Source organism: Mycobacterium gordonae, assembly GCF_001417955.2.
Classification (GTDB): domain Bacteria; phylum Actinomycetota; class Actinomycetes; order Mycobacteriales; family Mycobacteriaceae; genus Mycobacterium; species Mycobacterium gordonae_B.
On record NZ_LKTM01000146.1, the window covers coordinates 46,227 to 72,287 of the forward strand.

Consider the following 26,061-nt stretch of genomic DNA (forward strand, 5'->3'; position numbering starts at 1 on the left):
CAGATACGTTGAGGACATGAGTGCCGCCGGCATCGTTCTCGTAGCACTGGCGATCGCCGTCGGAATCATCGGCATCGTGGTGCCGCTGTTGCCGGGCACGCTGCTGGTGTTCGCCGCAATCGTGGTGTGGGCCGTCGTCGAGAACAACATCACCGCGTGGGTGACCCTCGGCGTGGTGGCCACGCTGCTCGGTGTGGCGACATTGATCAAATACACCTGGCCCGTGAAGCGGATGCGGGCCGCCGACGTGCGCACGCGGAGTCTGGTGGCAGGCGCGCTGGTGGGCATCATTGGTTTCTTCGTAATCCCGGTGATCGGCCTGGTGATCGGCTGCGTGCTGGGTGTCTATCTCGCGGAGCTGGCCGCCCGTGGAGACCAGCGGCTGGCATGGACCTCGACGAAGCACGCCGTCAAAGGTGTCGCGTTGTCGATGGGTGTCGAGTTGGCTGCCGCACTGCTCGCCACCGCCGCGTGGGTGGCCGGGGTGTACCTGACCCAGTAGGCGCATCGCTGAGAGCGTTGTGTGCCAATGGTTTTCGACGGGGATCGAACCCGCGTATTGCGCTCGCCCGTGCCGCACAGCTAGCTGCTGGCCGGGTATCCATCCGACTCCAAATCGCGATGTGCAGCGAGCTAGGGATTGAAAACACCCACCGGGGTGCCCCGAGGCATCATGGCGACCGTTAGTCCGAGTTAGGCCAATAACTCGGACTTTGGTGCGCGCTAGTCCGGGTTGCGAGAGCGACCCTCTGGATATACGCCGTCACCTCGGACCTCGCTCGCCGCACCACGTGGGCAACGTGGTACGTGCACAACGAGCGGAGTCGCCGAGGATGATCGCAGACACCTGCGCCACGGCAGATGCCGATGTGACCCTGGCTGATCAAAGCGGAGGTCCACACGTCGGAGTGATGAATGCACTACGAGAGCTGACATCGCCGTGACGGCTTGCCTGCGCGCATGTCCTAAGCCTAAGCCGTCATGTGGAGCCGATGACGGGAATCGAACCCGCGTATTCAGCTTGGGAAGCTGATGTTCTGCCATTGAACTACATCGGCGCTGTGCCCAGAAAGGCTAGCATCGGCGGATGCCGAATGGTGTGCGGGTCGAACAATCCCGAACCCTTCCCGTGACGCCTGAGCAGGCGTTCCGCGGGATCATCGAGATGGACGTCCCGACGATGTTCCGCCGTCGCTACGGACCGATCCCCCCGATCCTCAACGTCAGTGGGCGCGACTCCGGGGACTGGCGCGGAACCGCTGGCCAGACCCGGGTCCTCGAACTCGGCCCGTGGGGCAGCATCCGGGAGACGGTGGTCAGCGTCGACGAACCGCACGCGTGGGTGTACCGCATCACGGATTTCAATGGACCGCTCGCCGTACTGCTCGACAAGATCGAAGCCGAGTTCCTCTTCCGCCCGGCTGGGACGGGGACACGAATTACCTGGCGCTACAACATGTTTCCGCGGTCCCGGGTGGCCGCCTCGGCATTGCCGGCGTTCGGTTGGTTCTGGCGAGGTTACGCGCGCCAGATGCTCGAGGAACTGTCGAGCTGGCTGGTCGGCTGACCGCACCGTCCGCGCGAATGACAAGCGTGTAATTCGCGAAGTCGTTAAGACAGTGAATTAATGCAAATCCTAAAAATGTGATGTTTACCCTTTCGTTATCATCCGTGACCTCGTATTGTGACCCTCCGTGGGCAGGCATGAGTTAGCTAGAAAGCCGCGGAAATCGCCCGCAGTGCTGGCTGCGGGCCTCGCCTCTGTCGCCGTGTACTTCGCGGTAGCCGGAGACGTCAGTTCTCTGGGCGCGGCCCGGGCCGAAGTCAAGCCATTGCTCCCCGACACCAGCACGTGCTGCATAGAACTCGCCTCAGCCCCGATCGCGGCCAACATTGACACCTCTCATCTGAAATTCAGCATCGAGGAGATGGCCCCGGCGCAACGGTCACGGGCTGACCGGTCGCGAGCCAACGCGGGATCCCGCGTTCTGCCCGTCGGCGTCGCTCCGGAAGCCGGCCTGCAGGTCAAGACCATTTTGGTCGAGCGCAGCATCAGCGCACTCTTCCCCGAGATCCACCAGATCGGCGGCGTCCGACCGGACGCGCTGCGGTGGCATCCCGAAGGCCTCGCGCTTGACGTGATGATCCCCAATCCGGGTTCCGACGAGGGGATCGAACTGGGCAACGCGATCGTCACTTTCGTGCTGCAGAACGCCGAGCGTTTCGGCATCCAGGACGCCATCTGGCGCGGCACGTATTACACACCCGGTGGCGGCGCCCAGTCCGGCGGCTACGGCCACTATGACCACGTCCACGTCACCACCTTCGGTGGCGGATATCCGACCGGGGACGAAATCTACGTCCGGTAACCCAGGCGACCACCGGCAGCTACGCTCGTCGGGTGCTGCTCTCTGACCGTGACCTCAGGGCCGAGATCGCCGCCGGTCGACTGGGCCTCGATCCGTTCGACGACGACCTCGTTCAGCCATCCAGCATCGACGTCCGGCTCGACTCGTTGTTCCGGGTGTTCAACAACACCCGCTACACGCACATCGATCCGGCTCAGCAGCAGGACGAGCTGACCAGTCTGGTGGAACCCGCGGATGGCGAGCCGTTTGTGCTGCATCCCGGCGAGTTCGTGCTTGGCTCCACGTTGGAGCTCTGCACTTTGCCCGACGACCTGGCGGGACGGCTGGAAGGCAAGTCGTCGCTGGGCCGGCTGGGTTTGCTGACGCACTCCACCGCGGGCTTCATCGATCCGGGATTCAGCGGCCACATCACCCTGGAGCTCTCCAACGTGGCCAACCTCCCGATCACCTTGTGGCCGGGGATGAAAATCGGCCAGTTATGTATCCTGCGGCTGACCAGCCCGTCCGAACATCCCTACGGCAGTTCGCAAGTAGGCTCGAAGTACCAGGGTCAGCGGGGGCCCACACCGTCGCGGTCTTACCTGAACTTCATACGGTCCACCTAGCTGGCGCATAGCCTCTGGGGCCACAATGGAATTCGGCGGCTCCGTGCCGCGTTTCCCTCCGCAGACCGATGAACCTTGGGAGGGGTTTTGGACGTCGTACTCGGGGTTTCGATGGCACCGTCGGCCGTGCGCCTGGCGTTGGTCGAGGGTGAGGATGCCGACGGTGTGATCGTCGACGAAGACAGCTTCAGGATGGCCCGTGACGCGGCCGCCACCAGCGCGACGGACCGGGTGATGGCGGCCATCCTGGGCACCCGTGAGGGCGCCTGCGACGCAGGCCTTCGGTTGTCCTCTATCGGTGTTAGCTGGACCGATCAGATGCAGGCGGCCGCCCTGCGCGACGCGCTGGCCGCCCACAAAGTCGAGAACGTCATGCTGGTCTCGGCGTTCCTGGCGGCGGTCGCGATGGGACAGTCCGTGGGCGCGTCGGTCGGCTACGAGCGCACGGGTGTGCTGTTCGTCGAGCCGGACAGCGCCACCCTGGCCGTGGTGGACAACCGCGACGGCTCGCTGTGCGACGTGAGACGCCAGTTCCTGGCTGAGGACGACGACGCCGCGGTAACCGAGTTGGCTCAGTTGGTATCGGCCGCGGAAACGATGCGCGCCCGCCCGGACGGCATCTACGTGGTGGGTTCGGGCGTCGACGTGCCGATGATCAAACCCGCCCTGGACGCCGCGACGACGCTGACCGTCAGCGTGCCGGAGGAACCCGACATGGCGCTGGCCCGCGGCGCGGCGCTGGCTTCGGGGAGTTCACCGCTGTTCGCGTCGACCACCGCTGCGCTGGCTTATGCGCAGGTGGGCGACGAGCTTCCCGAACCGCCCGAGTTCGACGACGGCGACGTCCCCGAGGAGGAGTCGGGCAGGCGCCGGCCTGCTTTGCTGGTCGGCAGCGGCCTGGCGGTGGTCGCCTGCGCGGCCGCGATAGCTCTCGAAGTGGCGCTGGCGATCAACATCCGCCCGACCGTCGCCCTGCAGCCGAAGCCGAACGAAAACCACTTCGTCGCGCCCATGCAACCGGAGGCCGTTCAAACAGAAGTGGCCGCGCCGCAGCACAAGATCGACCTGCCGGCAGCGCCGCCGCGCGTAGCGGCACCGCAACTGCCCAAGCCGGCCGCGGCGGCGCCGATCGAGCCGGCACAGGCGGCTCCCGCGATTCCGGCACCCGCGGCACCGGTCATGCCGGTAGCACCGGTGCTGCCCGCCCCCGAGTTGCCCGCGCCCCGGCTACCCGACCCCGTCGTCGTTCCCCCAGTGATCCCGATCCTGGTGCCGCCCATCCAGGTGCCGCGTCAGCAGCCCCAGCTACCCGTTCCGCGAGCGCCCATTCCGGCGTCGCCGCCACGCGTCCAGAACCCCATCCCGCAGGCGCCCGTTATCCAGGTCCCCCAAGCGCCGGTCATCCAGATCCCGCAGGCGCCCGCGCCCAATCCCGGTCGCGGCCCGTTCGGTGGTGGCGGTAACGGTCCGGGTGGGCGTGGCCCGTTCGGTGGCGGTGGCCCCGGCAGTCAGGGTCCCTTCGGCGGCGGTGGTATCCCCGGCATCCCCGGTGGCCCCGGTAGTCAGGGTCCCTTCGGTGGCGGCGGTCCCGGTGGGCGCGGGCCGTTCGGTGGCGGCGGCAGCCCCGGTGGTCAAGGTCCCTTCGGTGGTGGCGGCCCTGGCGGGCACGGCCCGTTCGGCGGCGGCCCCGGTGGCGGCTCCGGTGGCGGCCATGGCGGCTTTGGCGGCGGCGGAGGGGGATTTGGCGGCGGCGGTGGCGGCCACGGCGGCTTTGGCGGTGGAAGCGGCGGCGGGCACAGATAGCCGGCCTCGGGGCCTGTGAGTTTCCCTACAAAGCAAATTCAAATGGGTATGAAACCGGTGCGTGGGTACCGTTATATAGCACGGGTTGGGGAATCCGCACAGTAACTTTGGGGGAGCTTTGGACACCGTACTTGGCGTGTCGATGGCACCGACCGCAGTCCGGATGGTGCTGGTCGAAGGCGAAAACGGCGACGGCGCCCTGGTCGATGAAGACAGCATCGATGTCAGGGCTGAGGACGCGCCCACGTTCAACGCTGCCGATCAAGTCATCTCGGCGATACTCGGGACCCGCGAGGGAGCGACCGAGGGCGGCTACCAGCTGGCCTCGACGGGCGTGACGTGGCGGGACCCGGCACAGGCGGCTGAGCTCCGCGACGCGCTGGCCAGCCGCAAGATCGAGAACGTCATGCTGGTTTCGGCGTTCCTCGCCGCGGCCGCGCTGGCGCATTCGGTCGGCAACGAGACCAACTATGCGCAGACAGCGCTGCTTTTCATCGAACCCGACACCGCGACGCTGGCCGTCGTGAACAGCGCCGACGGATCGGTCGCTGACATCCAGACGCAGCCGCTGCCATCGGACGATGACGCCGCGGTGGCCCGTCTGGCCGAGCTTGTCGCCACCGCCGAAACGCTGCAGACCCACCCCGAAGCCGTCTTCGTCGTCGGCTCGGGCGTCGACGTCCCGATGATCAAGCCGGCCCTGGACGCCGCGACCACGCTTCCGGTGACCCTGCCCGAAGAGCCGGAGACCGCGTTGGCCTGGGGAGCGGCGCTTGCGTCGGCGAACACGCCCTTGCTGTCGGCGTCGACGGCAGCACGCGCCTACGCCCAGGACCCGGGCACCGGAGCGTACAAGCCGTTCGGGCTCGACCCCGCCTACTTCGACAACGCGAGCGCGGCAGACGGCGCGCTGGCCTACAGCGCCGTCGACGCCGACCACGAGGAGCCGAGGGCAGAAGGTCGTCGGCCGCTGGGTCTGCTGGGCAGCGTTCTGTTGTCGATCTTCGTGGTCGGAGTGGCGTCGCTGGTGGTCTCGCTGGCCGTCAGCATCCGAAGCACCTCGAGTACCCGCCCCGATCCGGGGCAGGCCCTCGTCGAACCCACGCCGGCGCCGCAGGCGCCCGCCCCACAGGCTCCGGCTCCGGAAGCCGTTCCCGAGCAGGCTCCCGCTCCGGCGCCCCAGGCTCCCGCTCCCGCCCCCGTCCCTGAGCAGGCTCCGGCTCCGCAGGCTCCCCAGGCGCCTGTCGAGGTGCCGCAGGCGCCCGTGCAGGTGCCGGTGCCCCAGGCGCCCGCCCCGGCCCCGGTTGCGCCCGCTCCGGTTCCGGTTCCGGTACCGGTTCCGCAGCTGCCGCAGATCTTCACCCCGCAGTTCCCGCTCGGCCCGGGTGGGGGCGGCGGTCGCGGCGGCGACGACGGCCGCGGTCCGGGTGCCGGTAAAGGCCCCGCTCCCAAGTTGCCCGGCGGCGGTGGTCCCGGTAAAGGCGGCAAAGGCGGCGGCGGCCGCGGCGGCTTCAACATCCCCGGGATCCCCGGCTTCTGATCTTGCCGGGTAGCTGTCACCTGCCGTTCAGCGTCGCGATGCGGTCCGCTCATCGCGGGCACCTACACACGGTGGTATGCGATGCACCGTTTTCGGCACCGGCTATCTCGGTGCCACCCACGCTGTCGGAATGGCAGAGCTGGGACACGAGGTCGTCGGGGTTGATATCGACCCTGGTAAGGTCGCCAAGCTGGCCGGTGGGGACATCCCCTTCTATGAGCCTGGCCTGCGAAAGTTGTTGACTGCCAACCTTGCTGCGGGCCGATTGCATTTCACCACCGACTACGACATGGCGGGCGAGTTCGCCGACGTGCATTTCCTGGGAGTCGGCACTCCGCAGAAGAGGGGCGAATACGGTGCCGACATACGGCACGTGCACGCGGTGATCGACGCGCTCGTGCCGCGGTTGACCAGATCATCTGTCCTCGTGGGCAAGTCGACGGTGCCGGTGGGCACCGCGGCCGAACTGAGCCAGCGGGCCTCGGCGCTGGCCCCCGACGGAGTGAATGTGGAGATCGCGTGGAACCCGGAGTTTCTCCGTGAAGGCTATGCCGTCCACGACACGCTGCACCCGGACCGCATTGTGCTTGGGGTGCAACATGATTCCACCCGCGCCGAGGCTGTGGTGCGCGAGCTGTACGAGCCGCTGCTGAGCTCCGGGGTGCCCTTCCTGGTGACCGACCTGCAGACGGCCGAACTGGTCAAGGTCTCCGCCAATGCCTTTCTGGCGACCAAGATTTCGTTCATCAACGCGATTTCCGAGGTGTGCGAGGCCGCAGGCGCCGACGTCAGCGTGCTGGCCGACGCGCTTGGGTACGACCCACGTATCGGACGGCAATGTCTCAATGCCGGTTTGGGTTTCGGTGGCGGGTGCCTGCCCAAGGACATCCGCGCGTTCATGGCCCGGGCGGGGGAGCTGGGCGCCGACCAGGCGCTGACCTTCCTGCGTGAAGTCGACAGCATCAACATGCGGCGCCGGACCCGGATGGTCGAACTGGCCACCGCGGCCTGCGGCGGATCCCTGCTCGGCGCTAACATCGCGGTGCTCGGCGCGGCATTCAAGCCGGAGTCCGACGACGTGCGGGATTCTCCCGCCCTCAACGTCGCCGGCCAGTTGCAACTCAACGGTGCTGCCGTCAACGTCTACGACCCGAAGGCGCTCGACAATGCCAACCGGCTGTTCCCCACGTTGACCTACGCGGTTTCAGTCGAAGAGGCCTGCGAGCGCGCGGACGCCGTGCTGGTGCTCACCGAGTGGCGGGAATTCGTCGACCTCGACCCCGATGACCTCGCGGATCGGGTGCGCGCCCGCGTCGTCGTCGACGGCCGCAACTGCCTGGATGTCGGCCGCTGGGAGCGGGCGGGCTGGCGGGTGTTCCGGCTGGGAGCGCGGCGCCCTACGCGGTGACGGGCTGCGGCACGTTCCGCGGGTGGCCGTCGGCGCGCAGGAAGCCCCCGGTGCGTTCACGTCCGAGAAGATCGGTCGGCTGGCCGTTGCGGAACACCTCGCGACCCGACACGAAGACGGCTTCGACGGTGTCGTCGTTCCGATTCACCATTCGCGAAAGACCATCGTAGGCATCGATTTTGGCCTCGTGGTAGGCGTCCAGCGAGTCGTCGAGGCGTTCCGGGTCGATGACCACCAGGTCGGCCCAGTCGCCGACCCGCAGGTGACCGGCATCCAGGCCGTACCAGTCGGCCAGTTCGCCGGTTAACCGGTGCACCGCCTGCTCGACCGACAGGAACGGCCGGCCCTCGCGCTGAGCGTCACGCACATGCCGCAACAGCCGCAGCCCACTGTTGTAGAAGGCCATGTTGCGCAGGTGTGCCCCGGCGTCGGAGAACCCCACCTGCAGGCCGTGCATCTGGGCCAGCCGGCGCAGCATCTTGGGGCGGTGGTTGGAAATCGTTGTGCGCCAGCGGATCGCGGTGCCGTGTTCGAGCACCAGGTCGAGGAAGGCGTCGACCGGGTGCAGGCCGCCGCGTTCCACGCCGACCTGACCGAACGACTTGCCCACCACCGATTCGTCGGGGCAGGAGACGATCTCCGCATCGAAGAAGTCCCGGTGCCAGGCGCGCGGGCCGAACTTGCTGTCGTAATCCTTTCGGAACTGTCGGCGGTACTCCTCGTCGCGCATGAGCTCGTTGCGCTCGACTTCGTCCTTGAGGTGCAGTGCGGCCGCCCCGGCCCCGAATTCCTCGAACACGACCAGGTCGATCCCGTCGGCGTACACCTCGAAGGGCACCGGAAGGTGCTGGAAGCGGAAGTCGCCGCCGAGTCGATTCACCAGGGCAGCCAACCCGCTGGTCAACCAGATGGTTCCCGGCGCCGACTTCATGTCCGCGGCGGCCAGCAGACTGGTCTTCAGGTGGGGCCGGCGGATCCCCAGCGACTGCAGTGCCTGGGAGACGATGTTCTGTGGGTGACTGATGTCGGGACCGGACTGCAGGACGCGACCGGTGCGCCGCAACAACGACTTCAGCCGCCGCAGTTCGCGGCCCTTGGCGTAGGTGGACGGCAGCGTGCGGGAGCGGCAGGTGTCCCCGTCGATCTTGTCGAAAAGCAGTTGCTGCGAGGACATTCCGAGGAATCCGGCGTCGAGCGCCTCGCTCAGCATCTGCTCCATCCGCGCCTGTTCGGCGGCGGTGGGTTTGACGTCCTCTCGGGTCGCCCGGTCCAGGCCCATCACCGACGTGCGCATGTCGGAGTGGCCGATGAAGGCCGTCACGTTGGGGCCGAGTGGCAGCGACTCCAGGGCGTCGATGTACTCCTGCGGGTTCGTCCACGACTTGTGCTCGCCGACGATGCGGACCACGTGCTCATGCGGGATCGCCTCCACCCGCCCGAACAGGTCGGCGGCTTCGCCCGCGTTGACATGCACGGTCGACAGAGAGCACGAGCCCATCACGATGGTGGTGACACCGTGGCGCACGGATTCCGACAGCGCCGGTGCGGCCAGCACCTCGGCGTCGTAGTGGGTATGGATGTCGATGATGCCCGGCATCACCCATTTGCCCTCTGCGTCGATGACGTTCGGGCAGCCTTCGGTGTCCAGGGGGGTGGGGGACACGGCGGCCACGCGGCCGTCCCGTATCCCGATGTTGCGGATCGCCGACGGCCCTCCACTGCCGTCGAACCACCGGCCGTTGACGACCACCGCATCGAAAGTCAATGTGACCACCTCACTCGACTGGACAGCTTACCGAATTCGTCAATTCGTGGCGGCGGCTGACCCTTTGTGGGCGATCTCCGCGGTCAGCACCGGTGCGATCCAGCGGCGCAGGTAGCCGCGCAGCACGTCGCCCGTGCGCGGCGGCCGGCCGGGGTCGATGGTGAAGGACTGCAGGATCCGCAACGTGTACTCGGCGAGGTCATCGAGGTCGGCGTCGGCGAGGTTCAACTTGGTCCAGTCGACGTCCAAACCGGCCAGGATTCCGTGGCTGAACTTGATCCCGACGTCCGAGGTGATCCCCGCCGACGCTTTGTTGAAGTCGCGCAGCAGCATCAATTGGATGTGCTTGTCGCTGGGCAGCCATTCCAGGGTGAACGCCAGGCTCTCCACCAGCGCCTCGACCGGGTCGGTGATCCCGGCGAGGTGCCTCGAGAGTATTTCGCAGAACCGCAGCCCGGAACGCGTGGCGGCGGCCTCGATGAGGGTGTTGGTACCCGGGAAGTAGTTGTAGACGGTTTGCCGGGAGACGCCCAACGTTCGCGCCACATCGGCAATCCGCATGTCGCCGCCACGTTGCTCGATGGCCTCGCTGGCGGCGTCGAGGATGCGTTCGATCGCCTCGTCATCGGTCGCGGGCCTCGCGCCGCTCCACCCATGGGTGCGCATGGCTGAGACCTTAACCCCGTGGACACCGCTGACAGGCAGCCTGGCCTAACGCCGCCGGAAAGCCGGATTGGCGCGGATCTCGATGTCATCGGACTCCGTCGCTATGACCCCTGATTCGTCGGTGATCCGCACTCCCAGGACCCGACCACTCGCGGGGTCGACGAACCGCAGCGGACCCCGGCCGTTCTGCAGGTGCTTGTCCCCCCACTGCGCCAGTGACAGCAGCACCGGCAGCAGTTCCTTGCCTGCCGTGGTCAGGTGGTACTCGTCGCGCGCCCGTCGGCCCGGTTCCTGATAAGGCACCCGTTCGATGATCCCGGCGGCCTCCAACTGCTTCACCGCCCGCGACACGGCCGGCGCCGAGGCGCCGATCCTCTCTACGAAGTCCTCGAACCGTGTTGTGCCGTAGAAGCATTCGCGGAGGACTAGAAAAGTGGTCTTGGTGCTCAGCAGGTCGAGTGTTTTCGCCATCGGGCACCCGTCGCCGACCGACCACTTGTCGCGGTCGCGCAGCTTCTTCTCGAACTCCATGGCGCACCTCACATAACTAACGATTGCGTTACCCAGGATAGCGTGCTTTGATCTAAGTAACGAAAACGTTAGTCAGATAATCGGAAGGAAGCGCGAGATGGTTGCAGTAGCCGACAAGGTGGTTGTGGTGACAGGGGGCCGGCGTGGGCTCGGTGCGGCACTGGTCGACGAGGTGCTGGCCCGTGGGGCCCGCAAGGTCCACTCGACCGCGAGAAGCGCCTTCACCGATGACCGCCCGCAGGTGGTCACCCACGAACTCGAGGTCCGCGACGTGGATTCGGTCGGGGCCCTGGCCCGTACCGTTGGTGACGCCGACATCGTGATCAACAACGCCGGCATCCTGCTCCCCGGCTCACTGCTGACGGGCAGCTTCGAGGACGTTGCGGAAACGTTTGACATCAACGTTTTCGGGCCCTTGCGGGTGGTTCGGGCATTCGCCCCGATTCTGGCGGCCAATGGCGGCGGCGCGGTGGTCAACGTCCATTCGGTGCTGTCCTGGCTTGCCGGCAGTGGAGCCTACGGCGCATCCAAAGCCGCGATCTGGTCGGTGACGAACTCGCTGCGCCTCGAATTGGCATCGCAGAACACCCAGGTGGTCGGCGTGCATGCCGGATTCATCGACACCGACATGGTTGCCGACATCCCGATGCAGAAGACGACGCCGGCCGAGGTGGCCAAACGCATCGTAGACGGGTTGGAGGCCGGCGCCGTCGAGGTCCTCGTCGACGACGTCACGGTCAACGTCAAAGGCGCACTCTCGGGCCCGGTGGAGAACCTGGCCTTCAGCCTGGCGCATTAGGAATCATCATGCCGCTCTGGACGATTCACCACACGCCGGGTGTCTTCACCGACGAAGAGAAACACGAGTTGGCCACCCGGATCACAGACCACTACGAGAAGGGCGGGCTGCCGCGGTTCTACGTGATCACCTTGTTCAAAGAGACCGGTACGCAAGACTTCTACGTCGGCGGGGAGCCGACTCCGGTCGGTGTCCGTATCGTCATTGATCACATCGCCCGGCATTCGCGCAATACGGGTGATCGTCAGCGGATCACCCAGTGGATCAACGGCATCCTTGCCCCACTCGCCGCAGCGAAGCCCGGCCTGCACTGGGAGTTTCACGTCGATGAGACCAGCGAGGAACTCTGGATGATCAACGGTCTGGTGCCACCGCCCGGCGGCTCTGACGCCGAAAAGGCTTGGGCGCAAGCCAATGCCGCTTCACCGTACTGACGGTTGACGGTTAGGCGAGGAATGGATTGAGGATCGGTGGGATGATCTCGTTGCCGGTCACGCCGGTTAGCCGCACCCAGATCTGTGCCGGGATGTTGAGCGATTGATAGACACCGGCACCGATCCATGAGACCGGCACCTGCAGGAAGTTGGGTACCGAGTGGACGATGTTGGCTATCGGCTCGTATGCCAGATAAGGAATCGAGGCCACCAGTGTGCGCGATGTCAGGTTCGCATTGATCAGGGGATCGGGATAACCCTGTGCGGCGAAATCGGCACTGAGTGCGGTGAACAGGTTGGCTCCCGGGTTAACGTAGGTTCCGGCGAAGACGGGGGACGTCAGGGGTGCGCCCTGCATATACGGCAGCGGTGGAATGTCGAATTGATCCATGATGGTTGGCGTCGTGCTGACGATTTGGTACGAGTTATTGATATACCCGTCAAACATGTCATTACCGGCCTGATCCCAGATCAGGAATGACGCTGTCTCCAAAGGAGATTGGAAGCCATGGGTGATGCCCCCTAACTGGGCGGGCCCCACCTGACCGTGGTCGGTAACCACAAGAACGGAGAATTCCTCGCCGTACATGGCCTCCCAGTCGTAAACCGCTCCCAACATGCCGCCACCGTTGAGTGTCTGGGAACCGAGGTTGGCATCCATGTTCCGAAGCGCCAGCGCGTACTGGGGCGAATCGCCGCCGTACGCGTGCGCGTTGATGTCGGGACCCGTGAAGTACGAGAAGATGAGATTCCCTTTGGTCGGGTCAGCGGCCATGATCGCGGCTTGGGCCTTCTCGCCGACCAAGTTCGACGTCGCCAACCAATCGGTGTCGCCGGCGACCTGTGGGACAAAGTGGATGTTGTCGGCGGGATGCGAGCCGGCACCGGCGATGTCGGTGATGACCTTCCAGTCCGCGATGACCGTGGTGTTGACTTGGTTGCCGTAGGTGGCCTCGAGTTGGTTGTACACGGTGGGCCAGTCGTCATACGTCCAAGGAGTGAAGACATTATTGGCCACGCCGGCCGTTTCGCCCCACACACCGGTCTGAATCGTCGTCCACGACGGGTTCGAGATGGTGGTGTGCCCGACGATCGTCGACGCCGAGGTAACGCTTTGCGCCATCAATGCGTGGAAGTTCGGTGTGCCGAGGGGATCGGCCAGGATCCTGCTCAGATTCGTGCCGTCGGTGCCGATCAGCAGGAAATTCGCATCCGGCGTGCTCAGCAAGAGCAGGGCGGCCTCTTCGGGCGTCGCGAAATTCACGTCCGGGTAGTAGGCCCCGGTGTTGCCGGTCGCCCCCGGGGTGCCGAACAACGACCATGAGCGACCGCCGATCCCACCGGGCCCAGCAGCAATAGTGCCGCCACCGACTCCACCTGTGCCGCCGAGCCCGCCACTGCCCCATAACAACCCGCCGGTACCGCCTGCGCCGCCGGCGCCACCGCGGATACCGCCGCTGCCACCGACTCCGCCGTTACCGATCAGCCCGGCATTGCCACCGCGTCCGCCGGTTTGACCCAGTCCGGCCGACGCGCCCCTGCCGCCATTGCCCCACAGGATCCCGCCGTCCCCGCCGGCTTGCCCCGTGCCGGACACGCCGTTGAATCCGTCGCCGATCAGCGGACGCCCCAATAGGAGGTTCGTGGGCGCATTGATCGCACCCAGGACGTTGTCGGCCACGGCCTGCAGCGGGCCGGCGTTGGCCGCCTCGGCGACCGCATATGCCCCGCCCGCGGCACGCAGCGCTTGCGCAAACTGATCCTGCAACGCCGCCACCTGCGCACCGAGCGACTGGTATTCCCGCGCGAAGCCGGAGAACAGCAAGGAAATCGCTGCCGACACTTCGTCACCAGCGGCAGCCGCCAGCCTGCTCGTCGGAGCCAACGCCGCCAGGTTCGCCGCCTTCAGCGAAAAGTTGATGCCAGCTGCGTCTGCCGCGGCAGTGGCTATCAATTCCGGTGCGACGAACAGATTTGACATGGTGGTCCTCGCTAACTGCTTGTCGGCCATCACAGGTTGGCGGAGCCCACAATGTACAGCGACCTGCTGCAGATCCTGCTGGATCTAAGGGAACTCAGAGCAAACGCTTTCGCTGTCTACCGTCTACGCGAGTAGCGTCATCCTCCGTGGATTACACGGCTAGCTACCTTGCGGAGACCCGGGCTCTAGGGGAGCTCATCCGCGGCGCCGATCAATCGACGCCGGTGCCGACCTGTCCGGGCTGGACCCTTGATCAGCTGTTCCGGCACGTCGGACGCGGCGACCGCTGGGCCGCGCAGATCGTGCGCGACCGCATGGACAGCTTCCTCGATTTCCGCAGTGTCGAAGACGGCAAGCCACCCCCGGATCTCAACGACGCAATTCAGTGGCTCAACGGCGGCGCGCAGCTTCTCGTCGACGCGGTCGAAGCGACCGGCGCCGACACTCCGGTCTGGACGTTCCTGGGCCCCCGACCCGCCGCGTGGTGGATCCGGCGCCGCCTCCATGAGAACGCCATTCATCGAGCCGACGCAGCCCTCGCGGTCGGCGCCGAGTTCACCCTCGACGCGGAGGCCGCGGCCGACGGGATCGACGAGTTCCTGGAACGCATCGTGCTCCAGGCAGGAAAGGACGGTGCGGCGCTCCCGTTGGAGGGCGGCGACACTCTGCACCTGCACGCCACCGATCCCGGGTTGGGCGAGGCCGGCGAGTGGACGGTTGCCGTCGACGACGTCGTCGTCACGTGGTCGCACGAGCACGGCAAGGGCACCGTCGCACTGCGCGGCGGGGCCACCGAACTGCTGCTGGCGATGACACGCCGCGTCCCGCTCGCCGCCACGGGCATCGCCGTTTTCGGTGACCAAGCCGTATGGCAGAGATGGCTGGACCGCACACCTCTCTAGACTTGCACCTCATGACCACATCCGAGATCGCCACCGTCCTCGCTTGGCACGACGCTCTGAACAGCGTCGACATCGACACCTTGGTCGCTTTGTCCAGTGACGACATCGAGATCGGTGACGCGCACGGAGCCGTGCAGGGGCACGACGCGCTGCGCCGATGGGTCAGTTCGCTGACGGCGCGGGCAGAGCTGGGCCGGATGTATGTGCACGACGGGATCGTGGTCGTCGAACAGCAGATCAGCGACCGCAACAAGCCCTTCAACGCGTCGACGACCGCGTCGGCATTCCGGGTGGTCCACGACCACGTCACGTCGGTGTTCCGTCACGCGGACCTGGCGTCGGCGTTGGCGGCGACCGAACTCACCGAAAACGACCGGGTCGACTGAGGCTGAGGAGTCAGTTATGCGCGGGATCATCCTGGCGGGCGGTTCGGGAACCCGTCTGTATCCGATCACGATGGGCATCAGCAAGCAGTTGCTGCCGGTCTATGACAAGCCGATGATCTACTACCCGCTGACCACCCTGATGATGGCCGGCATTCGTGACATCCTGATGATCACCACGCCCCACGACGCGCCCGGATTCCACCGACTCCTGGGCGACGGAACGCAATTCGGCATCAATTTGACCTACGCGGTTCAGGAACGTCCCGACGGCCTGGCCCAGGCGTTCGTGGTGGGCGCCGACCACATCGGCAGCGATTCGGTGGCATTGGTGTTGGGGGACAACATCTTCTACGGGCCGGGGCTGGGCACCAGCCTGAGCCGTTTCCAATCTATTAGCGGCGGAGCGGTTTTCGCCTACTGGGTGGCCAACCCGTCGGCCTACGGTGTGGTGGAATTCGACGCCGGCGGCATGGCGGTGTCGCTGGAGGAGAAGCCGGCCACCCCCAAGTCGCACTATGCGGTCCCGGGTCTGTACTTCTACGACAACGACGTGGTCGAGATCGCCAAGGGCCTGAAGAAATCGCCCCGCGGCGAGTACGAGATCACCGAGGTCAACCAGATCTACCTGAACCGCGGCCGGCTGGCCGTCGAGGTGCTGGCCCGTGGCACCGCGTGGCTGGACACCGGAACGTTCGATTCCCTGCTCGACGCAGCGGATTTCGTTCGGACACTGGAACTTCGGCAGGGCCTGAAGGTCAGCGTTCCCGAGGAAGTGGCGTGGCGGTTGGGCTGGATCGACGACCAGCAGCTCGCGCAGCGCGGGCAGAGTCTGGTCAAGTCCGGGTACGGGAACTATCTGCTGGACTTGTTGGAGCGCAACTGACTTAGCCTTTCTGGGCCTGATGCCAACGGCCGTCGATCGCAGGCGAGGCCAGTCGGCTAAGCCAGACCGTTCAACCCGTTCGAGCCGAACAGCACTCCACCGGGGCCGCCGACGTTGGGGCTTCCCTTTGTAGGGCCGGCCCCGCCGTTGCCGCCGTTGCCGCCGTCGCCGAACAGCCCGGCGGCGCCGCCATAACCGCCGGGCCCGCCTGTCACCGTGCCGGTGCCGCCGGCTCCGCCGTTACCACCGTTGCCGAAAAATCCGCTGTTGCCGCCCCTTTCGCCGGTCCCGCCGGTGACGCCGGTTCCCCCGGCGCCGCCTGGGCCGCCGTTGTACAAGCCGCCACCGCCTACCCCGCCGAATCCGCCGGTGCCGGTGACGCTGTCGCCGCCAGTCCCGCCGGCGCCGCCGTTGGAGAGCAGTCCCAGTCCGCCTACTCCACCACCCCCGCCGACGTTATTGGCGCTGAAACCGCCGGTGCCGCCGGCGCCGCCGTTGTTGAAAAGCCCGGTGCCGCCGTTCCCACCGAACCCGCCTATGCCCGCGGTCGTGGGACCGCCGGTGCCGCCTGCCCCGGCGATGCCGAACAGCCCGGAATTACCTCCGTCGCCGCCGTCCCCGCCGGCGGTTACGCCGTACCCGCCGGGACCGCCGGTGCCGCCGCTGGAGAACGAGAACAACCCACTGGTCCCGCCCGTCCCGCCGTTGCCGCCGGCACCGGCCAATGCCATACCGCCGGCTCCGCCGGTGCCCCCGGTACCCCACAGCCATCCCCCGACCCCGCCGTTGCCGCCTGTCGTCTTGCCCGTGCCGCCGGCTCCGCCGGCGCCGCCGGTGCCGAACAGCCCGGCACCACCGCCATTGCCGCCGTTTTGGCCAGGTCCGCCGGACCCTCCCGCCCCGCCGTTACCGATCAGGATCCCGCCGTCTCCGCCGTTTGCCCCGGTACCCGGGGCCCCGTTGGCGCCGTTGCCGATCAGCGGCCGCCCGAACAGCGCCTGGGTGGGCGCATTGATCAGGTCGAGGAGGGGCTGCAGAGGCGCCGCGGCGGCGGCCTCCGCGCTGGCATACGCGTTCGCACCCGCGGTCAAGGTCGCTTCGAATTGGGCCTGGAACGCCGCCGCCTGTGCGCTCAATGCTTGATATGCCTGGCCGTGCGCCCCGAACAGCGCCGCGATTGCCGCGGACACGTCGTCGGCGCCCGCCGCCAGCACCCCTATCGTCGGGGCAGCCGCTGCGGCATTGGCCTCGCTGAGTGCCGAACCGATATTCGCCAGATCTGTTGCCGCTGCTGCCACCATCTCCGGCGGCACCACCACATACGACATCGCTTCCTCCCGACCAGGTCGTCATCGACGCAGGGAATACGAGCGTCGCGCGACAGGGTCGTGGGAGCTAGGGCATTTCGCCCCTACTGGGTGGCGCCTTTAGACAGGTTTTCAGAGCAGAACTCAGAACGAGCCGAGGTTACCGGGCTGACCAAGCAGGATCCCGGCGCTGCCGGGATTGCCCGGCGCGCCGGCACCGGATTTACCGACATTGCCGGCATTGCCACCGTTGCCGATCAGCACGGCGTTGCCGCCGTTTCCTCCGTTGCCGCCGGTGACACCATTCGGTCCAGCGCCGCCACCGGCGCCGCCGGCGCCTCCGTCCCCGATTGCGCCGCCCTTGCCGCCGTTGCCCCCGTTGCCGCCATTGCCCTCGCCGTTGCCGTTGAACCCGGCGCCGCCGGTTCCACCCACTCCGCCGGTACCGAACAGCGCTCCGGCGTCGCCGCCGGTTCCACCATTTCCACCGGTGGCAGAGCTGTTAGCGAGAGCCGTGTAGCCGGCACCGCCGACGCCGCCGGCTCCGCCGTTGCCGAACAGGCCGCCGGTTCCGCCGTGCCCTCCGTTACCGCCTGTCGTGGACAGGAGAGCGAAAGGCATCTGGCCGGCCCCGCCAGCGCCTCCGGCTCCGCCGTCGCCCGAGATCAACCCGCCGTTGCCGCCGGCACCGCCGACCCCGCCCTGGAGCTGGCCCGTGCCGCCGACGCCGCCGGTGCCGCCGTCACCGAACAGGGTCCCGCCAGTGCCGCCGTTGCCGCCGGCCCCGCCCGGTCCGTTGGTGCTGGTACCACCGGAACCGCCGGTGCCTCCACCACCGCCGAAGAAACCACCCGCTCCGCCATTACCCCCCGCTCCGGCGCTGGCCGCCCCGCTGCCGCCGGTACCGCCGACCCCGCCGGTGCCGAAAAGTGTGCCGCCGTTGCCGCCGATCCCGCCGTTGCCGCCGCCGCCGCCGTTGGTTCCGCTGCCGCCGGCGCCGCCGGCGCCGCCGTTGCCGAACAGCAGGCCTCCGGCCCCCCCGGCGCCGCCGACGGCACCGCTGCCAGCCGAAGCGGAACCGCCGGAACCGCCCGCGCCGCCGTTGCCGAACAGTCCTGCCGCACCGCCGTTGCCGCCTTGTTGCCCGGTCGGCCCGGAGGCACCGGATCCTCCGGCCCCACCATCGCCGAACAACCAGCCGCCGGGCGAGCCATTGAGTCCCGACCCTGCTGGTGCGTTGGCGCCGTTGCCGATCAGCGGGCGCCCGGTGAGGGCCTGGATGGGTGAGTTCACAAAGTCCAGCGCGGCCGCCTGCGCATTGGCGGCTTCGGCGCTGGCGTATGCGCCGGCGTTGCCGCTCAACAGCTGCATGAATTGGGCGTGAAATGACGCCGCTTGTGCGCTCAGGACCTGGTAGGCCTGGCCGTGCAGGCCGAACATCGCCGAAATAGCCACAGATATCTCGTCAGCACCGGCCGCGAGTACCGAAGTGGTGGGAATTGCTGCGGCGGCGTTGGCCTCGGTGAGCACCGACCCGATGCCCGCGACGTCGGATGCCGCCGCGGACAGCAACTCTGGCGCGACATTGAGAAACGACACGTCAACCTCCCGATAGGTTGTCGCAACTGGTGGTACCTGGGGGCTGGGGCCGGGTCACCACGAACTGCGGATTCGCATCGTAATTGGATCAGGGTCACGATGCGGCGGGAATTGCGAAGGTTGTCCAAGCCCTTAAAGGCGGCGGACCTTACTGGCGGTAGCCGGCGAGGAAATTGCCGAGCCGCTCGATTGCCTTGGCCAGATCGCGTGCCCACGGCAACGTGACGATGCGCAGGTGATCCGGTTCGGGCCAGTTGAATCCAGTTCCCTGGGTAACGAGGATCTTTTCCTGCAGCAACAGGTCGAGGACGAGTTGTTCGTCGTCGGCGATGTCGTAGACCTCGGGGTCCAGCCGCGGGAAGGCATACAGCGCGCCTTCCGGCTTGGTGCACGAGACGCCCGGAATCTCGTTGAGTTTGTTCCACGCCACGTCACGCTGTTCGAGCAGACGACCGCCGGGCAGCACCAGGTCCTCGATGCTCTGGTGTCCGCCGAGCGCGACCTGAATCGCGTGCTGCGCAGGCACATTCGGGCACAGGCGCATGTTGGCCAGCAGGCTGATCCCCTCGATGAAGCTGCCGGCATGGTCCTTGGGGCCGGTGATCGCCAGCCAACCGGCCCGGTATCCGGCGACTCGGTAGGCCTTCGACAGACCGTTGAACGTCAGGCACAGCATGTCGGGGGCCAGGGACGCCACGCTGATGTGCTTGGCATCGTCGTAGAGGATCTTGTCGTAGATCTCGTCGGCGAGCAGCAGCAGTTGATGCTTGCGCGCCAAAGCGACCATCTGCGTGAGGATTTCGCGGCTGTACACCGCCCCGGTCGGGTTGTTCGGATTGATCACCACCAGCGCCTTGGTGCGCTCGGTGATCTTGGACTCGAGGTCGGCGATGTCGGGCTCCCAGCCCTGGGTTTCGTCGCACAGGTAGTGCACCGGCGTGCCGCCGGCCAGCGAGGTCGACGCCGTCCACAGCGGGTAGTCCGGTGCGGGAATCAACACCTGGTCGCCGTTGTCGAGCAGGGCCTGCAGCGTCATCGTGATCAGCTCGGAAACCCCGTTGCCCAGGTAAACGTCGTCGACGTCGAACCGGGGGAAGCCGTCGACGAGTTCGTAGCGGGTCACCACCGCGCGGCGCGCCGGCAGGATTCCCTTGGAGTCGGAGTACCCCTGCGCATAGGGCAGCGCCTGGATCATGTCGCGCATGATCACGTCGGGTGCCTCGAAGCCGAACGGCGCCGGGTTACCGATGTTGAGCTTGAGGATGCGGTGCCCTTCGGCCTCCAGCCGTGCGGCGTGCTGGTGTACCGGCCCGCGGATCTCGTACAGAACGTCCTGCAGCTTGGACGACTGCGCGAAGACACGCTGCCGGTGATGGCCGGAGGTGTGCGCGGGCAGTTGATGAGTGGTCACGTCAACCATGGTCCCATCGCTGTCCAACGAAATTTGCTGATCGGTGCAAAACCGTGATCAGCGCTTACCCGGCGGGCGCGCACCCTTGGCCAGGCCCAATCCCTTGACCGGCGCGGCCGGTTCGGCCGGCGCACCGGCGTCACCGTTGGTGTCGGCAGGGTCCGGCTTTGCCTCGGCCTCCGCCGCCGGTTCGGTGGGCGCCGCGGCCGCGGCAGGTGCGGCGGGCTCGGCAGGCGCTGCCGGCGCGGCAGGTGCGCTCTTCTTCGCACCCGGCCGCTTGGCGCCGGCCGCGATACCCAGCCCCTTCACCGGAACCTCCGGCTTGGCCGGTTCGGCAGGAGCTTCAGCGGGCGCTGCCTCCGCCTTGGCCGGCTCGGCCTTGGCCGGCTCGGCTGCGGGCGCGGCCTTCTTGGCTCCGGGGCGCTTAGCGCCGGCGGCCATGTCGAGGCCCTTGACGGGCGCGGCCGGAGTGGCCGTTTCCGCCGGTGCGGCTTCTGCGGGTGCCTCGGTGGCTTTGCCGGCTTCGGCGGGCGCGGCCTTTTTGGCACCGGGGCGCTTGGCGCCTGCGGCCATGCCGAGCCCCTTGGTGGGGGCGGCCGGTGCCGCGGCTTCCTCTGTTGCCGGAGCTGCGGCGGCTGCCGGTGCCTTCTTGGCACCGGGGCGCTTGGCGCCACCCGCCACACCTAGGCCCTTCACCGGCGCAGCGGCCGCGGCAGGCTTCTCGGCGGGCTCCTCGGCGGGTGCTTCCGCGGGCGCCGCTGCCGGGGCGGCCGCGGCGGCCTTGGGCTTCGCCTTTTCCACCTTGGCGGCCCGCTCTTCGGCCTCCTTGGCCGCCGTGCCCTTTTCCGGCAGCTTCACGCTGTCGCGGTCGAGCGATGCCAGCAGCACCTGGGCCACGTCGAGTACCTCGACGCCGCTACGACCCGCTTCTTCCTGGCGGTCGCCGACGCCGTCGGTGACCATGACTCGGCAGAACGGGCATGCGACAGCGACGGTGGTGGCGTTGGTGGCCAGCGCCTCGTCGACACGTTCGTGGTTGATGCGCTTACCGATGTGTTCTTCCATCCACATCCGCGCACCGCCGGCGCCGCAGCAGAAGCTGCGCTCGGCGTGGCGGGGCATCTCGGTGAGGTTGGCACCCGCGGCACCGATCAGCTCCCGCGGCGCTTCGTACACCTTGTTGTGGCGACCCAGGTAGCACGGGTCGTGGTAAGTGATGTCCTGCGAGACTGCGTTGACCGGCACCAGCTTGTTATCGCGCACCAGTCGGTTCAGCAGCTGGGTGTGATGCAGCACGGAGTAGTTGCTGCCGAGCTGCCGGTATTCCTTGCCGAGGGTGTTGAAGCAGTGCGGGCAGGTGACGACGACCTTGCGGTCGACGGTCTCCACACCTTCGAATACCCCGTCCAGAGTTTCGACGGCCTGCTGAGCAAGCTGCTGGAACAGGAACTCGTTGCCCGAGCGGCGCGCGGAGTCGCCGTTGCAGGTTTCGCCGGCGCCCAGCACCAGGAACTTGACTCCGGCGATCGACAGCAGCTCGGCGACGGCTTTGGTGGTCTTCTTCGCCTTATCGTCGTAGGCGCCGGCGCAGCCGACCCAGAACAGGTACTCGAAGCCGTCGAAGCTCTCGACGTCCTGGCCGTAGACGGGAACGTCGAAGTCGACCTCGTCGATCCAGGCGGTGCGGTCGGAGGCGTTCTGGCCCCACGGGTTGCCTTTGTTCTCCAGGTTCTTGAACAGCGCGGACAGCTCGGAGGGGAACTCGGACTCCATCATCACCTGGTACCGGCGCATATCAACGATGTGATCGACGTGCTCGATGTCCACCGGGCACTGCTCGACGCACGCGCCGCAGGTCACGCAGGACCACAACACGTCGGGGTCGATCACGCCGCCCTGTTCGGCGGTGCCGACCAGCGGGCGGGCGGCCTGCTCGGGTCCGTGCCCCGGCACCCGGCCGAAACCCGACTCCGGAACGTGATGGCCCTCTTCGTGAACGGTCTCCAGGTCCAGACCCTCCAGCGGTTCTGCCTTCTTCTCACCCAGGATGTAGGGAGCCTTCGCCATCCAGTGGTCGCGGAGGTCCATGATCACGAGCTTGGGCGACAGCGGCTTGGCGGTGTTCCAGGCGGGACACTGCGACTGGCATCGCCCGCACTCGGTACAGGTGGCGAAGTCGAGCATGCCCTTCCAGGTGAAGTCCTCGATCTTCCCGCGGCCGAAAACGGCGTCGTCCGGCGGGTTTTCGAAGTCGATGGGCTTGCCGTCGGCCTCCAGTGGCAACAGCGGGCCCAATCCGTCGGGCAGGCGCTTGAAGGTGACGTTGATGGGAGCCAGGAAGATGTGCAGGTGCTTGGAGTGCAGCACGATCAGCAGGAAGACGAGCGCCACGGCGATGTGGGCCAACAGCGCGATGGTCTCGATCCACTCGTTGGCGGTGGTGCCCAGCGGGCTCATCAGCGTGCCCATGGCGTGGGAGAAGAAGGCGCCGCCGCCGTAGGGAAGAGTTCCTGTGTTCGCCGAGGCGCCGCGGAAGATCGCGAACGTCAAGATGACCAGGAAGATCATGAACAGGATCAGCCACGCGCCTCCGGTATGTGAGCCGTAGAACCGTGACTGGCGGCCGTATTCCTTGGGCTCGGAGCGCAATCGGATGATCGCGAATGTGACGATGCCGAAGACCACACTGAGCGCGATGAAGTCCTGCAGGAAGCCCAGAGCATCCCAACGGCCGACGATCGGAATGTGGAAATTGGATTGGAAAAGGGTGCCGTAGGCCTCGATATAAACGGTGACGAGGATGAAGAAGCCCCACATCGTGAAAAAGTGCGCCAGACCGGGGATCGACCACTTGAGCAACTTGCGTTGTCCGAACACCTCGGCGATCTGTGTCCAGATTCGGGTGCCGATGTCGTCGGTACGTCCCGAGACCGGTTGCCCGGACATGACGAGCTTGTACAACCACCAGACACGCTTGAGCGCCAGTGCGCCCACCACCGCGGTCATGCCCAAGCCCACGATGAGCCGGATGAGGGTCTGCGTGGTCACCGAAGGCCACCTCGATTCGTCGTCATTCAGAAGCGATCAAGCGCGGAAGCGCCTTTGCTAGTCAACAGGTTCATACTGACATCTCCGGCACGTCGGCTGCGAGATAGGCAAACCTAAGTTTGCGCAGATCACCAGCCCAGCGCGGTGGGGTGTGATCAGGCGTACACCTCAGCTTTGCGGAGCAAGCATCGCCCGCAGCATCGAGAGCATCTCTGAGCGTGAGCCGGCGCCGAGACGACGGCGGATGCGGGCGACGTGGTGCTCGACGGTTTTTGCCGAGATGAACAGCTGCGCTCCGATATCGCGGTAGGGCAGGCCGAGCAGAAGGAGTTCGGCGACTTCGCGTTCGCGGTCGGACAACGGTGTTCCCGAGGGCGGCTGACGGGGGGCTGCCGCAAGGGCTTCCGCCTGACCCTCTGTGTTGACCGCCTCGACGGAGCCCATGCCGATTTTGAGGTCACGGGCCAGTTGCAGCATGGCACCGGACACCCGTGGATCCGACGTCTGTAGCGCTGCCTGACCGGCGAGCCGGGTGGCATCGGAGGTCAGCCCGACATGTGCCAGGGAACGTGCCGCGGCCCCGACCTCATCGGCGTCCACCTGCCCGGCAAGAACCCGCAACCACGTCCGCCCGGCAACCGAAAGCGCCTGAGCGAGCACGCTTTGCGCGGCCGCGGCGCTGAGGGCCTGACCATGGGGCGCGACGGATTCCGGTGAACTGGCCAGGATTCCTGCGTGCACACCCGCCCAGTGCAGCGGAACCGACCACAGCGGCGGGTTTCCCAGGGAGTTGAGCAGCGCGAACGCTTGATCCAGGGCGTGTTGCAACTGGTCCACCTGGCGCATGCGGGCTGCCGCAACCCACAGCTCGCCGAGTGGTAGCAGCGCGAACAGGTCCAGGGAGTACTCGGAGAGCACCTCGACGGCCGCGTACCAATGCTTTTGGAGCGCACCGGTATCGCCGCTGCGCCGTGCGATTGCGGTCTGCAGGGCGGCGGCCCACAAGGCGTCGCGGCGGTGCAGGGCCGCGCCGGATACCGCGGCGACGTCCGCGCCGGCCGACGGTAGTTGGCCGTCCTGCATTTTGATCCAGCCGCAGAGCAGCACATGGCGGTGCCTGAACAACGCATGAGCCTCGGCGCGGACGGCGCGCCCGATCACGCTGTGGGCGCGGACGGGGTCCCCGCCGTGTATCGCGGCCAAGGTGGCGAGTGCGGCGGGGCTGTCGGGGAAGGCTTCGCTGATCGGTTGTTCCGCCGCGATGGATCCGCTCAGTTTGGCCATGGCAGCGGAATAGGGCTGGTCCATGGTCAGCAGCAGGCCTTCGGCCAGGTTGCGGGATGCGCGTGCGGCGATCGTCGGCGGCCCCGAGTCCTTGAGTCGCACCGCGGCATGGGCGGTCGCGAGGTCGCCCGTCGCCGCAAGCACGATCGCACCCGCCGAGCCCACCACCGAATCCGGATACGGACCGAGCCAGCCGAACAGTTCGGCCGCGTGGCCGGAGTTGCCGTCGTGCGTGGCCACGCTGGCTGCGATCCGCACGGCGGCGGCACGCTCGGCGAAGTCCGGGGACCCGAGCAGGTCGTCGGCGAGCGACGCGGCCGCCGCGCACTCCCCGCTGAGGGCGAGCGAGTCTGCCAGTAGAGGTGCCAGGCTGGAAGCGCCGATGTTTACCGCTGCCTGGTAAAGGCGCGTGGCATAGGCTGCATCGCAACGGATTTCGGCTGCGCGACGGGAGAGTATCGCTGACAACCGTTCGTCGCACAGGCCGTGTTCGGCCAGTCGCAGCGCGAAGTCGGGCGTCACGGTCGAGATGTCGAGTTGCGAACGCAGTAGCGAAGTTTCGACTTCACGGTGGTGGGCGTTGCCGATGATCTGGGCGACGCAATCATGAACAAGCTGCAGGAACGCGGGCGGATTCGACGGCTCGATCAGCCCGGTGGCGTGCGCCCGGTCGACCAATGCTCTGGCGTCAAGTGCCGAAATGCCAAGCGCAGCAGCGATATCGGCGGAACCAAGGGTGTGGGCCAGTGACATGATCAGCAGAGCGTCAAGGTCGGGTTCGTCGACTCGGCGCAATCGTTCGATCAGCGCGAGTTTGGCGGCGTGTGCCTGGCCGCCGGTGGCTACCGCGTGGACGAGAAACGGCAGACCTCCGGTGTAGTCGAGTTGATGTTCGGTGACCGGTAGCGGGCCAAGCACTATGCGCGGTCTGTCCCGCGCGATAGCCGTCGCCAGGGAGCGCAGAGCCGCGCGCTGCTCGTGGGCCTCGGCGGCGGCAACGACCGTCGCGCCGGCGTCGCCGACGCGTTCGGCGAGCTTGAGCAGGTCGGCGTCATCGAGCAGGTGCGCGTCGTCGACGACGAATGTCGTACCGGGCGGATCGTCGTTTCGCGGGGGTCGAGTCCGAACCGGGACACCGGCGTCGCGCAGGCAGTCGCGGGCGGCAGCCAGAAAGGTGGTCTTTCCGGTGCCGATGCCACCGACGATGATCGCCTTGATCGGCGTCACCGCGGCATCAGCAAGATCGCCGAGGACATCCCGGGCAGCACGCGGGAACTCCATGCGGACACCCCCTGAGTTCCATCGGTGGCCACCAGCGGCTTTTTCACCATAGCCGCCCC

The 26,061-nt window shown here is 67.0% G+C and carries 21 protein-coding genes and 1 tRNA gene; 12 read left to right on the forward strand and 10 right to left on the reverse strand.

The features are described from left to right. Positions 1-16 precede the first annotated feature (16 nt). Positions 17-502, forward strand: a complete 486-nt coding sequence (locus AO501_RS13620) for a DUF456 domain-containing protein (RefSeq protein ID WP_055578227.1) — start codon at positions 17-19, stop codon at positions 500-502. A 482-nt stretch (positions 503-984) separates the two neighbouring features. On the opposite strand, the gene AO501_RS13625 is transcribed toward AO501_RS13620, so the two are convergent. Continuing rightward, positions 985-1,058 (reverse strand) — tRNA-Gly (locus AO501_RS13625). Between the two features lie 29 nt (positions 1,059-1,087). Between AO501_RS13625 and AO501_RS13630 the strand changes: the two genes are divergently transcribed. From AO501_RS13630 to AO501_RS13655, 6 genes are all read left to right on the forward strand, one after another. Further along, positions 1,088-1,567 carry an SRPBCC family protein gene (locus tag AO501_RS13630; protein WP_055578228.1) on the forward strand — a complete coding sequence of 160 codons (480 nt, stop codon included), beginning with the start codon at positions 1,088-1,090 and terminating at the stop codon, positions 1,565-1,567. A 127-nt stretch (positions 1,568-1,694) separates the two neighbouring features. Then, positions 1,695-2,369, forward strand: coding sequence for a hypothetical protein (locus AO501_RS13635; protein ID WP_055578229.1), 675 nt, complete (start codon positions 1,695-1,697; stop codon positions 2,367-2,369). 32 nt (positions 2,370-2,401) lie between these two features. Next, positions 2,402-2,974 (forward strand): dCTP deaminase, encoded by a 573-nt coding sequence (dcd, locus tag AO501_RS13640; RefSeq protein ID WP_055578230.1) that lies wholly within the window; start codon positions 2,402-2,404, stop codon positions 2,972-2,974. Between the two features lie 87 nt (positions 2,975-3,061). Further along, on the forward strand, positions 3,062-4,777 hold the full coding sequence (locus AO501_RS37990; protein WP_063892869.1) for a DUF7159 family protein: 1,716 nt from the start codon (positions 3,062-3,064) through the stop codon (positions 4,775-4,777). A 118-nt stretch (positions 4,778-4,895) separates the two neighbouring features. Next, a complete protein-coding gene (locus AO501_RS13650; protein WP_419775672.1) occupies positions 4,896-6,317 on the forward strand; it encodes a DUF7159 family protein in 1,422 nt (473 codons plus the stop codon). Positions 6,318-6,393: 76 nt separating this feature from the next. Continuing rightward, positions 6,394-7,725: a UDP-glucose dehydrogenase family protein gene (locus AO501_RS13655; RefSeq protein ID WP_055578232.1), complete on the forward strand. Its 1,332-nt coding sequence runs from the start codon at positions 6,394-6,396 to the stop codon at positions 7,723-7,725. Here AO501_RS13655 and AO501_RS13660 read toward each other — a convergent pair. Genes AO501_RS13660 through AO501_RS13670 form a run of 3 tightly spaced genes read right to left on the reverse strand, consistent with a single transcriptional unit; the run spans position 7,715 to position 10,687 of the window. Beyond that, positions 7,715-9,490, reverse strand: a complete 1,776-nt coding sequence (locus tag AO501_RS13660) for an N-acyl-D-amino-acid deacylase family protein (protein ID WP_055578251.1) — start codon at positions 9,488-9,490, stop codon at positions 7,715-7,717. The two genes, AO501_RS13655 and AO501_RS13660, sit on opposite strands and share 11 nt — an antisense overlap. A 39-nt stretch (positions 9,491-9,529) precedes the next feature. Beyond that, positions 9,530-10,156 (reverse strand): TetR/AcrR family transcriptional regulator, encoded by a 627-nt coding sequence (locus AO501_RS13665; RefSeq protein ID WP_055578233.1) that lies wholly within the window; start codon positions 10,154-10,156, stop codon positions 9,530-9,532. A gap of 45 nt (positions 10,157-10,201) precedes the next feature. Further along, positions 10,202-10,687 carry a winged helix-turn-helix transcriptional regulator gene (locus AO501_RS13670; protein ID WP_055578234.1) on the reverse strand — a complete coding sequence of 162 codons (486 nt, stop codon included), beginning with the start codon at positions 10,685-10,687 and terminating at the stop codon, positions 10,202-10,204. A 97-nt stretch (positions 10,688-10,784) separates the two neighbouring features. On the opposite strand from AO501_RS13670, the gene AO501_RS13675 reads away from it, so the two are divergent. Then, the gene (locus AO501_RS13675; RefSeq protein ID WP_055578235.1) at positions 10,785-11,486 is read left to right on the forward strand and encodes an SDR family oxidoreductase; all 702 of its coding nucleotides are present in this window, start codon (positions 10,785-10,787) and stop codon (positions 11,484-11,486) included. A gap of 8 nt (positions 11,487-11,494) precedes the next feature. Next, positions 11,495-11,920, forward strand: a complete 426-nt coding sequence (locus AO501_RS13680; RefSeq protein ID WP_055578236.1) for a tautomerase family protein — start codon at positions 11,495-11,497, stop codon at positions 11,918-11,920. 10 nt (positions 11,921-11,930) lie between these two features. Here the strand turns inward: AO501_RS13680 and AO501_RS13685 are convergent, their stop codons facing one another. Continuing rightward, positions 11,931-13,901, reverse strand: coding sequence for a PE domain-containing protein (locus AO501_RS13685; protein WP_082658613.1), 1,971 nt, complete (start codon positions 13,899-13,901; stop codon positions 11,931-11,933). A 146-nt stretch (positions 13,902-14,047) separates the two neighbouring features. Here AO501_RS13685 and AO501_RS13690 point away from each other — a divergent pair, with 146 nt between their 5' ends. The 3 genes from AO501_RS13690 to rfbA are packed head-to-tail and all read left to right on the forward strand — an operon-like array spanning position 14,048 to position 16,072. Then, a complete protein-coding gene (locus AO501_RS13690) occupies positions 14,048-14,803 on the forward strand; it encodes a maleylpyruvate isomerase family mycothiol-dependent enzyme (RefSeq protein ID WP_055578238.1) in 756 nt (251 codons plus the stop codon). An 11-nt stretch (positions 14,804-14,814) separates the two neighbouring features. Further along, entirely contained in the window at positions 14,815-15,189 is a 375-nt protein-coding gene (locus AO501_RS13695) for a nuclear transport factor 2 family protein (protein ID WP_055578239.1), read from the forward strand. Positions 15,190-15,205: 16 nt separating this feature from the next. Then, on the forward strand, positions 15,206-16,072 hold the full coding sequence (gene rfbA, locus AO501_RS13700) for a glucose-1-phosphate thymidylyltransferase RfbA (RefSeq protein WP_055578240.1): 867 nt from the start codon (positions 15,206-15,208) through the stop codon (positions 16,070-16,072). Positions 16,073-16,128: 56 nt separating this feature from the next. Here rfbA and AO501_RS39280 read toward each other — a convergent pair whose 3' ends face one another. From AO501_RS39280 to iniR, 5 genes are all read right to left on the reverse strand, one after another. Further along, positions 16,129-17,400 (reverse strand): PE family protein, encoded by a 1,272-nt coding sequence (locus AO501_RS39280; RefSeq protein ID WP_055578241.1) that lies wholly within the window; start codon positions 17,398-17,400, stop codon positions 16,129-16,131. 123 nt (positions 17,401-17,523) lie between these two features. After that, entirely contained in the window at positions 17,524-18,978 is a 1,455-nt protein-coding gene (locus AO501_RS39285) for a PE family protein (RefSeq protein WP_055578242.1), read from the reverse strand. A 148-nt stretch (positions 18,979-19,126) separates the two neighbouring features. Then, positions 19,127-20,416 carry a pyridoxal phosphate-dependent aminotransferase gene (locus AO501_RS13715; protein WP_055578243.1) on the reverse strand — a complete coding sequence of 430 codons (1,290 nt, stop codon included), beginning with the start codon at positions 20,414-20,416 and terminating at the stop codon, positions 19,127-19,129. Positions 20,417-20,446: 30 nt separating this feature from the next. Next, a complete protein-coding gene (locus AO501_RS13720) occupies positions 20,447-23,437 on the reverse strand; it encodes a (Fe-S)-binding protein (protein ID WP_055578244.1) in 2,991 nt (996 codons plus the stop codon). Positions 23,438-23,605: 168 nt separating this feature from the next. Next, on the reverse strand, positions 23,606-26,002 hold the full coding sequence (iniR, locus tag AO501_RS13725) for an isoniazid response ATPase/transcriptional regulator IniR (RefSeq protein WP_055578245.1): 2,397 nt from the start codon (positions 26,000-26,002) through the stop codon (positions 23,606-23,608). Positions 26,003-26,061 lie beyond the last annotated feature (59 nt).